The 13,694-nt window shown below is 45.2% G+C and carries 13 protein-coding genes and 1 tRNA gene; 5 read left to right on the forward strand and 9 right to left on the reverse strand.

Annotation, left to right across the window (positions count from 1 at the left end; translation table 11 throughout):
• Positions 1 to 8: 8 nt before the first annotated feature.
• The 9 genes from rplW to FQ084_RS12415 all read right to left on the reverse strand — a co-directional run bounded on the left by rplW (position 9) and on the right by FQ084_RS12415 (position 7,918).
• Positions 9 to 359, reverse strand: a complete 351-nt coding sequence (rplW, locus tag FQ084_RS12375) for a 50S ribosomal protein L23 (RefSeq protein WP_149490929.1) — start codon at positions 357 to 359, stop codon at positions 9 to 11.
• Entirely contained in the window at positions 356 to 958 is a 603-nt protein-coding gene (gene rplD / locus FQ084_RS12380) for a 50S ribosomal protein L4 (RefSeq protein ID WP_149490930.1), read from the reverse strand. Before rplD ends, rplW begins: the two co-directional genes overlap by 4 nt.
• A gap of 14 nt (positions 959 to 972) precedes the next feature.
• Positions 973 to 1,611: a 50S ribosomal protein L3 gene (rplC, locus tag FQ084_RS12385; protein ID WP_149490931.1), complete on the reverse strand. Its 639-nt coding sequence runs from the start codon at positions 1,609 to 1,611 to the stop codon at positions 973 to 975.
• A 48-nt stretch (positions 1,612 to 1,659) separates the two neighbouring features.
• Positions 1,660 to 1,971 (reverse strand): 30S ribosomal protein S10, encoded by a 312-nt coding sequence (gene rpsJ / locus FQ084_RS12390; RefSeq protein WP_010196670.1) that lies wholly within the window; start codon positions 1,969 to 1,971, stop codon positions 1,660 to 1,662.
• A 408-nt stretch (positions 1,972 to 2,379) separates the two neighbouring features.
• Positions 2,380 to 3,972: a ribonuclease E/G gene (locus tag FQ084_RS12395; protein ID WP_149490932.1), complete on the reverse strand. Its 1,593-nt coding sequence runs from the start codon at positions 3,970 to 3,972 to the stop codon at positions 2,380 to 2,382.
• A 119-nt stretch (positions 3,973 to 4,091) separates the two neighbouring features.
• Positions 4,092 to 4,808 carry a Maf family protein gene (locus FQ084_RS12400; RefSeq protein ID WP_149490933.1) on the reverse strand — a complete coding sequence of 239 codons (717 nt, stop codon included), beginning with the start codon at positions 4,806 to 4,808 and terminating at the stop codon, positions 4,092 to 4,094.
• 195 nt (positions 4,809 to 5,003) lie between these two features.
• A complete protein-coding gene (gene mreD / locus FQ084_RS12405) occupies positions 5,004 to 5,489 on the reverse strand; it encodes a rod shape-determining protein MreD (protein WP_149490934.1) in 486 nt (161 codons plus the stop codon).
• Positions 5,490 to 5,641: 152 nt separating this feature from the next.
• Positions 5,642 to 6,499 (reverse strand): rod shape-determining protein MreC, encoded by an 858-nt coding sequence (mreC, locus tag FQ084_RS12410; RefSeq protein ID WP_149490935.1) that lies wholly within the window; start codon positions 6,497 to 6,499, stop codon positions 5,642 to 5,644.
• 390 nt (positions 6,500 to 6,889) lie between these two features.
• Positions 6,890 to 7,918, reverse strand: a complete 1,029-nt coding sequence (locus FQ084_RS12415) for a rod shape-determining protein (protein WP_149490936.1) — start codon at positions 7,916 to 7,918, stop codon at positions 6,890 to 6,892.
• 754 nt (positions 7,919 to 8,672) lie between these two features.
• On the opposite strand from FQ084_RS12415, the gene gatC reads away from it, so the two are divergent.
• The 5 genes from gatC to FQ084_RS12440 all read left to right on the forward strand — a co-directional run bounded on the left by gatC (position 8,673) and on the right by FQ084_RS12440 (position 13,666).
• Positions 8,673 to 8,987 carry an Asp-tRNA(Asn)/Glu-tRNA(Gln) amidotransferase subunit GatC gene (gatC, locus tag FQ084_RS12420; RefSeq protein ID WP_149490937.1) on the forward strand — a complete coding sequence of 105 codons (315 nt, stop codon included), beginning with the start codon at positions 8,673 to 8,675 and terminating at the stop codon, positions 8,985 to 8,987.
• 60 nt (positions 8,988 to 9,047) lie between these two features.
• Positions 9,048 to 10,544, forward strand: coding sequence for an Asp-tRNA(Asn)/Glu-tRNA(Gln) amidotransferase subunit GatA (gatA, locus tag FQ084_RS12425; RefSeq protein ID WP_149490938.1), 1,497 nt, complete (start codon positions 9,048 to 9,050; stop codon positions 10,542 to 10,544).
• On the forward strand, positions 10,544 to 12,070 hold the full coding sequence (gene gatB / locus FQ084_RS12430; protein WP_149490939.1) for an Asp-tRNA(Asn)/Glu-tRNA(Gln) amidotransferase subunit GatB: 1,527 nt from the start codon (positions 10,544 to 10,546) through the stop codon (positions 12,068 to 12,070). Before gatA ends, gatB begins: the two co-directional genes overlap by 1 nt.
• A gap of 114 nt (positions 12,071 to 12,184) precedes the next feature.
• Positions 12,185 to 12,261, forward strand: a tRNA-Pro gene (locus FQ084_RS12435).
• A gap of 163 nt (positions 12,262 to 12,424) precedes the next feature.
• Complete coding sequence (locus tag FQ084_RS12440) at positions 12,425 to 13,666, forward strand: tyrosine-type recombinase/integrase (RefSeq protein WP_149490940.1); 1,242 nt, start codon at positions 12,425 to 12,427, stop codon at positions 13,664 to 13,666.
• Positions 13,667 to 13,694 lie beyond the last annotated feature (28 nt).

Consider the following 13,694-nt stretch of genomic DNA (forward strand, 5'->3'; position numbering starts at 1 on the left):
TGTAATCCTTATTCGTTGTTCGCTGTTTCACTAGTAGAAGCAGTCGTTTTTGCGACTTCTTCACCAGCATCAGCCATTTGTACATCTTGACCAGCTTTTAAGGTAACGTAGGCTTTTTTATAGTCATTACGACGGCCGATGTTCTTACCAAAACGCTTTGTCTTACCTTTAACATTCAAAGTGTTTACTTTTAAAACTTCAACGCCTTCGAACATCATCTCAACTGCTTTTTTGACTTCCAACTTAGTAGCGTTAGAGTCAATTTTAAATACCTGCACACCAAGTGAATCGCCAAGCATTTGAGATTTCTCTGAGAATACAGGTCCTCTTAGGATCTGATAAAGTCTTGCGTTATTCATGCTAGTGCTTCCTCAAATTGTTTCGCAGCTTCAACTGACATGATTACTTTATCAAAAGCAATCAAGCTCACTGGATCCACTTCGTTTGTACCAAGTACATTGACGTGTGGAATGTTGCGAGCAGCTAAGTATAAGTTTTCGTCAACTTCTTTGGTGACGATTAGTGCACGAGGTGCGCCTAAGTCATTTAACTTTGCAATCAGCTCTTTGGTCTTAGGGCCAGAAACGCTTAGCTCTTCAACCAAAATTAGACGATCTTGACGAATCAATTCGGCTAGGATGCACTGCATCGCACCGCGATACATCTTACGGTTAACTTTTTGTGACCAATCTTGTGGTTTTGCAGCGAATGCACGACCACCAGAACGCCAGATTGGGCTACGAATAGAACCTGCACGAGCGCGACCAGTGCCTTTTTGGCGCCATGGCTTAATGCCACCGCCAGAAACTTCGGCACGGGTCTTTTGAGCGCGTGTACCTTGACGAGCACCAGCAAGATATGCGGTGACGACTTGATGCACTAATGCTTCGTTGAATTCACGACCGAAAGCCGTATCAGAAAGCTCAACTGCCGCCCCTGTAACTGTTTTTAAATCCACGTTAATCCCCTTGCTTAGGCTTTGACTGACGGACGTACGATGACATCGCCACCGGTGGCACCTGGGATAGCACCCTTGATGACAAGTAACCCTTTTTCAACATCAACCGATATCACTTCTAGGCCCTGAACGGTAACACGTTTGTTACCCATCTGACCTGGCATTTTTTTGCCTTTGAAGACTTTACCTGGTGACTGGTTTTGACCAGTTGAACCAAGGGCACGGTGAGATACTGAGTTACCATGAGTGGCATCTTGCATGCTGAAGTTGTGACGCTTCACGCCGCCTTGAAAGCCTTTACCTTTACTCTGTCCTGTGACATCAACCATCTGACCTTGTTCGAACAAGTCAGCTAGGATCTCACCACCAATTTCACGACCTTCAAGATCGCTGTCATTGGCACGAAATTCCCAAACACCACGACCAGCGGCAACGCCAGCTTTAGCGAAGTGACCTTTTTGAGCTGCTGTTACGCGGCTGTCACGACGGGTACCTGTGGTAACTTGGATGGCTTGATAGCCATCTACATCAGTATTTTTTACTTGAGTAATGCGGTTAGCACTGATCTCAACCACTGTTACAGGGATAGATGCGCCTGCTTCAGTGAAGACACGGGTCATGCCGCATTTTTTACCGACTAAACCGATCGCCATTTTAGACCTCTTTATATCTTATATTAATGGGTTGGGTGTTTATGTGCATTAACCCAAAGCAATTTGAACGTCAACACCCGCCGCCAAGTCAAGCTTCATTAGCGCATCCACAGTTTTGTCGGTAGGTTGAACGATGTCAACCATACGCTTATGAGTACGGATTTCGTACTGATCACGAGCGTCTTTGTTTACGTGTGGTGAAGTTAGAACGTTGAAGCGCTCAATGCGAGTCGGCAACGGTACAGGACCACAAACTTGCGCACCGGTGCGCTTTGCAGTATCAACAATCTCTTGTGCTGATTGATCAATTAAACGATGATCAAAAGACTTAAGACGGATACGGATTCTCTGGTTAGCCATGCCAGCAAGCTCCTAATATGTGCTTTTGTCATTCTTGCTTTGCAAGGATATGAGCAAAAGCCGTTTGGTTAAATATTCACTTAAAGCGGCCTTCTGTTCTTAACCAGAATGAGTTCTTTATCGGAACTTATAGCGTGCCAAAAGCAAAATAGTTTAAAGCCCCGCCGACCCTTCCATTATAGGATGTCAGCAAAGGCATAATGAAATAGTGCTAGAAACGATGCTCTAGCTGTCATAGCGCCAGCTGTTTGATTGGCTGCGCATATATAATTCAGTGGTGTATATTATACATAGTATTTCTGTCATTGCAAGAGCAATATTGACGGTACTTCAAGATATTACGCTTTATACACAAGCCCTCTCATTGAAGAATAACCTTGTCTAAATCTAAGAACAATAATCATAATGTCAGTCTAAAACAATATCGTATTGCTCTTGTGTATAAAGGTTTTCTACATCAAAAGTAATGACTCTGCCAAGCAGATATTCTAAGTCTGCCACGGTATCTGACTCTGACGTCAATAGTAAATCGATGACCGCAGCATGGGCAACGACTGTAAACTTCTTAGGGGAGTTATAAGTACGTGCACAGCGCATAATCTCGCGGAAGATCTCAAAGCAAACCGTTTCGGCTGTCTTAACAAAACCGCGACCTTGACAGGTTGAGCATGGCTCACAAAGCTGCTGACCGAGCGACTCACGCGTGCGTTTGCGTGTCATCTCCACCAACCCGAGCTCACTGACTTGGGTAATTTTAGTTTTGGCGTAATCTTGTACCAGCTGAGACTGCAAGCTCTCAAGAATATCGTCTTTATGCTGCTGCTCCAGCATGTCGATGAAATCTAGAATGATAATACCGCCTAGATTGCGCAGACGTAGCTGCCGCGCTATCGCGTGGGTAGCTTCCAGATTGGTTTTATAAACCGTATCTTCTAACGAGCGTGCCCCAACGAAAGAGCCAGTATTGACATCAATCGTGGTCATTGCTTCGGTCTGATCAATAATCAAATAACCACCAGACTTTAAGTCCACACGGCGTTTTAGAGCATCGCGTAAATCATCTTCGACACGATGCACATCAAACAGTGATTGCTCAGCGGTATAATGGACAATACGGTCATAGACAAAAGGCACAAACTCTTTGGCGAAGTGTCTGATCTGCTCATAGATTTGCGCATTATCAATCACAACTTTTTCGGTATCGGCATGTACCAAGTCACGAATTGCGCGCAGTGGCAGGGATAACTCTTGATAGATAAGCTCAGAGCTTTGATTGGGCTTCATTTCTTGGCGACGGGCACAAATGGTTCGCCACAGCTGCAATAGATAATAAATATCTTCTTCAAGTTTATCGACAGGCACGCGCTCAGCCGCTGTACGTGCAATGAGTCCACCTTTTAGATTAACCGTCTGCATCAGGCTACTAAGCTCAGTTTTTAGCCGTGTACGCTCTTCTTCGCCATCAATGCGTTGCGAGATACCGATGTGCTCACTTGATGGCAGGTACACTAAATAGCGTGATGGCAGCGATATATTGGTGGTTAAGCGCGCCCCTTTACTGCCTAACTGATCTTTGGTCACTTGTACTAAAATGCGTTGACCTTCGTGCAGACGATGCTGGATAAGGGTTTTTGAAACGGGTACGACTTCCATACTTTGCGCACTGACAACGGGTGGCGTGATAGCTAAGTCATCAGCGGAAGCCTCTATAATAGTGCGTTCATTATTGCTAGCATCAGTTGCTTTATTTTTATTTTCAGCGACTGGACGCGGCTCACGCTGCATATCATTGACATGTAAAAACGCCGTACGCGCTTGTCCAATATCAACAAAGGCTGCTTGCATACCAGGAAGCACACGTACCACTGTACCTAGATAGATATTGCCGACCAAACCCAGTTTATGATGACGCTCAATATAAATCTCGCCTAAGACACCGTTATCTAACACGGCGACCCGAGATTCCATCGGACTAATATTAATCAGCAGCTCTTCGGACATAATATTTTCTCTTATCACTCAGCTTTCTTGTGAAGCGTTCATAGTTTGGTAGCCTCACAGTGTAGCAAATGCGCCTTACGTTTGCCCATCACCCTACCGTGTCATTATGTGCATAAACATTAACCATCTACTTTTAGCGAATTGACAATCTTCTTATCCTCTTGTATCTCTTTTACTTGCATCTCATTGATAAGTGCCAATGTCTGTGCAAGTGGTAAACCAACCACATTGGTATAGCTGCCATTGATACGGCTCACCCATGCTGCGCCCAAACCCTGAATGCCGTAACCACCAGCCTTATCCGCAGGTTCGCCACTTTCCCAATAACGACCCATCATCTCTTCGGTGAGCGGTACAAAGGTCACCTCAGTCCGCTCAGTGATCTGTCGTTGATTAACGACTTGCAATACTGGTTCATTATTTGGGCTGCTAGCATTTTCAGAGAACAATGATATATGGGTTGCTTGTACCGCTGTCCAAACTTCGTGAACATTATCAGACATCTGCTGCCACATGCGATAAGCGTCTTCACGATTAGACGGTTTAACCAATACTGTCTTGCCGTCTGCTAAGACACCGATAGTATCAGCAGTTAAAATAACGATGGATTCAGATAAATCAGCATGATTGTCTTTTAAGTTTATATTTAATGCTTTATTTAATTGTTTTAGCGCCGCATCTGCCTTGGTAGCGACCATGCGTTCAATATAATCTGTGGGTGCTTCATCAATATGAGGCGTCTCATCAATATCGACGCTCATGACAGTGAAGTCCAGTTGCGCCCTTGTGAGCAGCTCATGACGGCGCGGTGAGCCAGACGCTAGAATGAGTTCCATCGTGATTCTCTTATTTTATCGAGTTATGAGTTTTTCTTTTTGCAGGCTTAATGGCAATGACTTGGTTTGCGCTCACTCAATGCTTATCACCCAGTACCCAAGATTTGGCTAGTAAAAATCCGCTTCGATCATGTTCAGGTGGTGTTAAATGCTCGTTTTCTCGATTGGCTTAAAAGTCAGGCTTAGCATATAAAGCTAGCGCGCAAATTTGCGTAAGATAAATAGCACTAATGGCCAGCTTATGATGCTCATCAATAAAGAAAAGGCGGATTGGGCGACAAAGGTGTTTTGGATAAACATCTGTAGTACCCATAAAGTGACTTGGAAGACGACCAATCCTAGGCTTGCTATTAGCCAAGCGCTGATGGTATTTAGTTGTCTGATATAGATACTGGTCACTTTTATCACCAGTGCCACCATCACAGCGGCAAAAGCTTGCTGACCCAAATGTGTATCCATCAATAAATCAGCGATGATGCCAATAGTAAAGGCACTAAAAATTCCGACATAACGCGGCTGAAACAGTAACCAAAAAATCAGCACCATCATCATGACCATCGGGCGCAATGTTGCCATGCTAGGGCTTAACGGATAAACACTGAGCGACGAGGCGACAATAAAGCTCAAGACAATCACGGCAAGCAACAGTCCAGTTGCATTATCAGAATCAGGATATGCCATGAATACTTACCTTTATCGAGCGTTTAGCGGCTGCTATTTAACGATTTATCTAGCATTGAGAGAAATAAAGCGGCGGTTAACAATATCTTTGGATGCTATCCGTGCATGCTATCTATTATTACAAGCTCTGCACGATTACGCATAAAGTATTACTATTCATTGATGCCTGCATTGTTTTTATTGACCAGCTTATCTTGTAGTACCAGCACGTAAGCATTGTCGATAAAGTTTGCCGCTGGCGTGACTTCAATACTCCTAAAGTTATCGGCTTGCGTGTCTTCAACATGCGCAATGCGACCAACTCGATAACCTGCTGGTATACGGCCGCCCAATCCTGACGATACCAGCTCATCACCCACGCGCACATCTGAGGTTTTAAAAACATAATTAAGGCGTAAAGACGTCGGTATGCCTTCGCCCGTAACAATAGCGCGCTGTCCAGTACGCTTGACCGTCACGGCGACCGATTGTTGCTCATCGGTAATCAGTAATAAGCGGCTGGTATTGGGATAGACATTAATAATCTGACCTAAGATACCGTCTTCATCGATGACCGTCTGACCCACTTGTACGCCATCTTGCTCTCCTTTATTGAGCACCACAATTTGCCTGAGCAGATTGGTATCGGTGCCGATCACTTGCGCCAAATTTAAATCAAACTGTTCAGGGCGCGTAGTCGATAGGATGCCTTGCAGGCGGGCGTTTTGTGCCAAGATATAATCTTGCTGCTGGAGCTTGGCTTGGGCATGGATGAGTTGCGATTTGAGCTGCATATTTTCGCGGCGGAGCGCTTCTTTTGATTGCAAACTGCCACTTGACCAGTGTTTTGCATAGCTTGGCAATAATGACAGCTCATAGATAGGCTGCATAGCGGCATGAGTGGTCGTACGTATGGGATTGAACCATTCAGAATTTTTGCTATCAAACCACATCAATATCAGCGCCACTATCAATACAACAGCAGTCTTACGAAGCGCTAACGGTTGGCGAGCAAAAATACTTGGAATCATAGTTGGTCTAATCTAGAGGTTTTAATGTGAGCAATAACTGGCACTGCATAGAGCAGTATCAAATATCAAGATATAAAATATGACCCGATTAAAATTTTGTAGTTAGCATCTCATCAATAACAGTAATATATGCCAAAAACCAATGACCAAAACGACTAAGCAAGTGATATCTTGCTGCTACTGACTTTTTAGCATGGGTTTTGGCATGGGTTAATGTTATTAAAGGCAACCTGATTGGTTACCTTTAATAGAATAGAACGAATAAGAAAAAACGGTTTCTATGATAAAGCGTTCACGCAATGTTATGCTAGCATTAATAAAGCAGAGCCAATATGGCCATGCTTAATTACCAACTATACAAACAGTACTAACTATATGAACAGTGCTGATTTAGACAAAAATCATATTTAGACTTTTGTTATTGATAAAATCAAGCGCAATACCACCGCCGCGACTGACGCAGGTTAATGGGTCTTCAGCAACGGTTACAGGCAAACCCGTTTCTTTAGAGATTAACTTATCTAAATCGCGCAATAACGCGCCACCACCAGTCAAGACAATACCACGTTCAGCGATATCTGATGACAGCTCAGGCGGCGTTTGTTCAAGTGCTGCTTTTACCGCGCTCACAATGCCACTTAGCGGATCGCTCAGCGCTTTTTGTACTTCTTCTGAGTTGACCGTAAAGGTTTTTGGTACGCCTTCTGCCATGCTACGACCGCGAACTTCGACTTCTAATTGGCTGTCTTCGTTTAATGCCGAGCCAACTTCTTGTTTGATACGCTCAGCCGTGGTTTCACCAATCACGCAACCATGGGTACGGCGAACATGAGTGATAATCGCTTCATCAAACATATCACCACCGATACGAATCGATTCCGCATAAACGCAACCTGACAAAGCAATAACGGCAATCTCAGTGGTACCACCACCGATATCAACCACCATCGAACCACTGGCTTCATGGACCGGCATGCCGGCACCAATTGCTGCTGCCATCGGCTCTTCTAGCAACAATACTTTGCTTGCGCCAGCTGACGAGACCGCTTCGCGAATCGCTTTGCGCTCAACGAGTGTGGACTTACATGGTACGCAAACCACCACGTTAGGCTGGGCCATAAAACGCTTGGCTCTAACCTTAGTGATAAAATGCTTGAGCATTTTTTGCGTCACTTCAAAGTCTGCAATCACGCCGTCTTTTAACGGGCGAATCGCCGTAATATTGGCAGGCGTACGACCCAGCATCTGCTTGGCATCAATACCAACAGCGGCGACGGTAGGGTTTTGGGTACGATTACTTCGTAACGCGACCACCGTAGGCTCATCGAGCACCACGCCTTTGCCAGGAATAAAAATAAGGGTGTTCGCAGTACCGAGGTCGATTGCGATATTATTTGATAAAAATCCAAACAGGTTCATGACTAATATATCCAGCGTCTTACGAATGAGGCGAATGAGATTGACTGAGGGGTTACTCGTCAGTGTTGTGCAGGTTGTCGTTAGACATGACCTGTGGCGAGAGTTTATCATCGCAACAAGTCAAACCGAAGCCATAATGATGAAATGAAAAAACTGAGCCAAATTATACCGATTTAGCTCAAAAAAAACACAGATATTTGCATCAGTACGCTAGGATTTTGCTCTTAAGCGCTAAAAATTGTTACAAAGTTTGAAATGGCGGACGATACCACTTCATTATATGAAACACCATTTAATTCAATAACTAACAAGGCGCTACAGCCATGTGACATTTCTGCTGAGTTTTTTACTTGGTAATTTACTGAGCAGTGCGTGCATACTGTAACGTATTTCATAACGGAATAGTGAGCAATTGACAATCAATCCATAACTATCCGGTCAATTTTGCAAATATTACGATTTTATAAAGATAATAAAAAAAGCTCATTGATACTGATGGCCTATTTACAAAGACAGTCGAGCGTTTAGTAAAAGCATTGGTTAATAACACCATTGAGCCAACAATGAAGAATAGTGCAGCAATCAAAGCCCCTGCTCTGTAATCTTGGGTCAGATGCTTTATAATAAGGGCACTCTCTATAAAACATTCAAATACAGCCCTTGTTTTAGTATGTTGTAGTGGTTATCTATCTGAATACTGACCTATTTTAGTCATATCCTACTCTAATAAAAACTGTCCTTAACTGGAGAAATTATGTCACAGCCAACCCCAGCGACTGAAAATACTGTCAGTCGTCAAGAAATCTTAGAAGTTGCCCGCCTTGCTCGCCTTGGTGTTGATGAAGACACCGCCAGCAGTTACGCCGACGATATCAGTAAAGTCTTAAAACTGATGCAAACGCTTGGCAATGTAGACACTACTGACATCAAACCTTTATCAAACATTCATGAAGTTTGCCAAGATTTGCGCGCCGACGTCGCCAAACATGACATCAATCGCGAGCGCAATCAATCGATGGCGCCTGCTGTTGAAGCCGGTCTATATCTGGTGCCACAAGTGATTGAGTAATTATTCTTACCTTTATTTTATCCTATTTACTGCTATTCACATTTTGACGGACGACACCTTATGTCTGAACTTCACCTCTTAAGTACCCAGCAGCTTATTACGGGCTTGCAAGACAAAAAATTTAGCAGCCTTGAGCTGACTGAACACTATATCAAACGCATCGATGCGCTTGATAGTAAGATTAACAGCTTTATCACTCATACCTCTGAAACTGCGCGCGCGCAAGCACAAGCGGCAGACGAGATGCGTGCCCAAGGCGACAAGCGTCCACTGCTTGGTGTACCGATGGCACATAAAGACATTTTTTGTACCCAAGGCGTATTGACGACTTGCGGCTCAAAAATGCTGCATAACTTTATATCACCTTATGATGCCACTATCGTCACCAATATCGATAAAGCGGGCATGATTAGCCTTGGTAAGCTCAATATGGATGAGTTTGCGATGGGCTCAGACAATGAGAGCTCACATTATGGCGCGGTACACAATCCTTGGAATCTAGCGCACGTCCCCGGTGGCTCATCAGGTGGTAGTGCCGCTGCGGTCGCCGCAGGCTTTGTCCCAGTTGCGACCGGTAGTGATACGGGTGGCTCTATTCGTCAGCCTGCCTCATTTTGTGGTTTAACGGGTATCAAACCGACTTATGGTCGCGTCTCACGCTTTGGTATGATTGCCTACGCTTCAAGCCTTGATCAAGCGGGTAGCATGGGTCGTAGTGCCATGGACTGCGCCTACTTGTTACAACCGATGATCGGTCATGACACACGCGATGCCACCTCTATCAAGCATGATATGCCTAATTATGTACAAGACTTAAATGAGGCAGCAGCCAGCGCTGGGGATAAACCTTTTGCCGGCTTACGTATTGGTGTTGCTAAAGAATACTTTAGCAAAGGTCTTGATGCTGAAGTCGAGCAAGCGGCGCGTGCAGCGTTAAAGAAATACGAAGAGCTTGGCGCTACCATTGTAGAGGTGACCATCACTGACCCTGAGATTACCCTTGCCACTTATTATATGCTCGCACCGGCTGAAGCCTCTTCGAACTTGTCACGTTTCGATGGCGTGCGCTTTGGTTATCGCTGTGAAAACCCAACTGATCTGCTCGATTTATACACGCGTTCACGCTCAGAAGGCTTCGGCCCTGAGGTACAACGTCGTATTTTGACTGGTACTTATGCGCTATCGGCTGGTTACTTCGATGCTTATTATACCAAGGCACAAAAAGTGCGTCGTCTAATCGTGAAAGACTTCGAAGACGCTTTTGCTAACTGTGATGTCATCGCCAGTCCAACTGCGCCAACCGCTGCTTATAAGCTTGGTGAAGACCTTGACTCTGCGACGCTGTACTTAGGTGACGTTTATACCATCGGTGTCAACTTAGCCGGTCTACCTGCCCTTAGTCAGCCAGTTGGTTTGACCTCAAACGGCTTACCAATCGGTTTGCAATTGATTGGTCAATATTGGCAAGAGAGCAAGCTGCTCTCTACCGCGCACCTATTCCAGCAGCATACAGACCACCATTTACAACACTCTACCATCGCGAAGGAGACGGTATAATGAACACAGCAACTACTACTGATCATGCCGCTCACCAAGAAATCGTCCGCAAAGAGCTGTTCGTCGATGGCTATGAAGTGGTCATCGGGATTGAGATTCACTGCCAGCTAAATACCGAAAGTAAAATATTCTCAAGCGCACCAACTGACTTCGGTCATGAGCCAAATACCCAAGCCAGTATCGTTGACTTAGGTCTACCAGGCGTATTGCCTGTGTTAAACAGCGGCGTGGTCGATCGTGCCTTAAAATTCGGTATCGGCGTCAATGCTGAGCTAGGGTTATTTAATACGTTTGACCGAAAAAACTACTTCTATCCTGATTTGCCAAAAGGCTATCAAATCACCCAAATGGCCAACCCTATCGTTGGCAAGGGTTATATCGATGTCGTGGTCAATGAAGGCGAGAAAAACGAATACCCTAAACGCATGGGTATCACTCGCGCACATCTAGAAGAAGATGCCGGTAAATCAGTGCATGATGCCGTCGACGGTATGACCGGCGTCGATCTTAACCGCGCTGGTACGCCATTAATCGAAATCGTCTCTGAGCCTGATATGCGTTCAGCTTATGAAGCCCTTGCTTATATCAAAGCCATTCATCAACTGGTCACTTGGCTCGGTATCTCAGATGCCATCATGGCAGAAGGCTCATTCCGCTGCGACTGTAACGTCTCTGTGCGCAAGCCAGGTGCAGAATTGGGCACACGTACTGAGCTTAAAAACCTCAACTCGTTCCGCTTTATCGAGCGTGCCATCAATCGTGAAATCGAGCGTCAAATCGATATCATCGAAGATGGTGGTAAAGTTATCCAAGCAACGATGCTTTATGATCCAGAGCGCGATGAAACTCGCACCATGCGTACCAAAGAAGATGCCAACGATTATCGCTATTTCCCTGACCCCGACTTGCTACCTGTGCGTATCGAGCAGCATACCGTTGATAGCATTCGGGCGGCAATGCCTGAGCTGCCTGTTGCCCGTCGTGCACGTTTTGAAGAGGCGCTTGGTCTCTCAGAATATGACGCTCGTATCCTAACAGGTAGCCGCCCGCTAGCCGATTACTTTGAAGCCGTTGTCGCTGAAGTTGGGCAACAAGATGCAAAAATGGCGGCTAACTGGGTCATGGGCGATCTGCTAGGGGCGTTGAATAAAGATGATAAAGACATCATCGACTCTCCTATCAGCGCCAAGCAATTGGCTGGCATGTTGGCACGTATTAAAGACGATACCCTATCTGGCAAATTGGCTAAGAAAGTATTTAGCGCCTTATATGAGCGCGAAGGCGGCGATGCTGATGACGCAGCAGATAAAATCATCGAAGAAAAAGGTCTTAAACAAGAAACTGATACGGGCGCGATTAAAGCCATCGTTGAAGACGTCATTGCGAAAAACCAAGTGATGGTTGAAGAGTATCGCGGCGGTAAAGAAAAAGCTTTTAACGGTCTGGTTGGTCAAGTGATGAAAGCCAGTCGCGGTAGTGCCAACCCGCAGCAAGTGAACCAAATCTTAAAAGAGCTGTTGAGTTAAGGTTAACTGCTCGTTGGTTATGCTGGCTATTATAGGTAAAATGCGATTGTAGATTTTGGCTAAAACAAATAGCTCTTGCAATATACATAATTTTGCGTAAAATAGTCAGTCATTCGGGGCGTAGCGCAGTCTGGTAGCGCACTACACTGGGGGTGTAGGGGTCGCAGGTTCAAATCCTGCCGTTCCGACCAAACACAATATTAGGGCATACCGTCATTGACCGTATGCCCTTTATTTTGGGCATTTTTCAGGTTTTCACCACCTTATAGGTGTATGGCGTTCCATATAGAATGTTGGTATTATTGTTGGTATTGAGCAGCACCAACATGGACAATACCAACAAAGGATAGACCCATGCCCCTAACCCATACAGGTATCAACAAGCTACAGCCTAGCCCCACCTCTATTGACACAAAACGACCTGATAAACACAGTGATGGTAACGGGCTGCAATTATGGGTGCGTTATACAGGCGTTAAGTCATGGATCAGTGCCTACAGGTGGCAAGGCAAACAGCAAACCCTCACTATTGGCACTTATCCAGTAATGAGCCTCCAAAATGCACGCCAGCGCAATATTGAGATTAAACGCTTGATAGCTGATGGTGTGAACCCTAAAGACGATAAGAAAAAGACACAAGCAGACAATGATGGATCAAGGGCGTTCGATACGATAGCCCAGCGTTGGCATGATGACCGCAAGGCACATATTGCTGCTACTACCTATAGCCGTGATTACTCACAGTACCAACGCGATATTAAGCCCGTCATTGGTCACATGAATATAGAAGACATAACCGCGCCTGATATTTTGGCTATCGGTAAAGCTATCGAAGCGAGGGGCGCGAGTGACATGGCAAGGCGTGCAATGCGTCAAACAGGGCAAATCTTTAAACAAGCCATACGTGAGGGCTTAACAAACATCAACCCAGCCAACGACCTAACCGAAGCTTTAAAACCGCATAAGGTGAAGCACCATAGCCGTATCACCAGCCAGCAATTACCAAAGCTACTACAAGACATTGATGCCTATGAGGGTGATCTACTGGTGAAGCTAGGCTTATGGTTTATGTGCTATACGTTTGTAAGAACGCAAGAATTACGCTTTATGGAATGGAGCGAGATAGACTATAAAGCCAAGATATGGCGCATACCAGCCGACAAAATGAAAATGGATAGACCGCACTTAGTACCGCTTGCCCCTCAAACAATGGCAATCTTAGAACAGATCAAGGCGCTAGGGTTTTCGGATCAATACGTTTTCTTTAATACCTCAACCCGTAAGCCATACAGTACAAACGCTTTTATCACTGCCCTATGGCGCATGGGTTATAAGGGCAGAATGACGGGGCACGGTTTCCGTGGACTTGCCAGCACTACCCTACACGAACAGGAATACATGCACGAAGCGATAGAGCTACAGCTGGCACATGAGAAAGAAAACAAAATCAGTAAAGCCTATAACGGGGCGCAGCATTTACCCTACAGAACTAAGATGATGAATGAGTGGGCAAACTTCATTGATGATGCTTACGCTGGCAAGATAGATAACTTGATCCGTGCAGACTTCAAACAACAAGCACAAAAGCATGGCTAATATCATGCTGTAATGACCATACAAGGCT

This window comes from Psychrobacter sp. ANT_WB68 (assembly GCF_008369115.1).
GTDB lineage: Bacteria > Pseudomonadota > Gammaproteobacteria > Pseudomonadales > Moraxellaceae > Psychrobacter.

Excerpts from the sequence above, each read along its gene's own strand:
- rplW (WP_149490929.1), bottom strand. The coding sequence starts at position 359 with ATGAATAACGCAAGACTTTATCAGATCCTAAGAGGACCTGTATTCTCA.
- rplC (WP_149490931.1), bottom strand. The coding sequence starts at position 1,611 with ATGGCGATCGGTTTAGTCGGTAAAAAATGCGGCATGACCCGTGTCTTC.
- rpsJ (WP_010196670.1), bottom strand. The coding sequence starts at position 1,971 with ATGGCTAACCAGAGAATCCGTATCCGTCTTAAGTCTTTTGATCATCGT.
- FQ084_RS12395 (WP_149490932.1), bottom strand. The coding sequence starts at position 3,972 with ATGTCCGAAGAGCTGCTGATTAATATTAGTCCGATGGAATCTCGGGTC.
- FQ084_RS12400 (WP_149490933.1), bottom strand. The coding sequence starts at position 4,808 with ATGGAACTCATTCTAGCGTCTGGCTCACCGCGCCGTCATGAGCTGCTC.
- mreD (WP_149490934.1), bottom strand. The coding sequence starts at position 5,489 with ATGGCATATCCTGATTCTGATAATGCAACTGGACTGTTGCTTGCCGTG.
- mreC (WP_149490935.1), bottom strand. The coding sequence starts at position 6,499 with ATGATTCCAAGTATTTTTGCTCGCCAACCGTTAGCGCTTCGTAAGACT.
- FQ084_RS12415 (WP_149490936.1), bottom strand. The coding sequence starts at position 7,918 with ATGAACCTGTTTGGATTTTTATCAAATAATATCGCAATCGACCTCGGT.
- gatC (WP_149490937.1), top strand. The coding sequence starts at position 8,673 with ATGTCACAGCCAACCCCAGCGACTGAAAATACTGTCAGTCGTCAAGAA.
- gatA (WP_149490938.1), top strand. The coding sequence starts at position 9,048 with ATGTCTGAACTTCACCTCTTAAGTACCCAGCAGCTTATTACGGGCTTG.
- gatB (WP_149490939.1), top strand. The coding sequence starts at position 10,544 with ATGAACACAGCAACTACTACTGATCATGCCGCTCACCAAGAAATCGTC.
- FQ084_RS12440 (WP_149490940.1), top strand. The coding sequence starts at position 12,425 with ATGCCCCTAACCCATACAGGTATCAACAAGCTACAGCCTAGCCCCACC.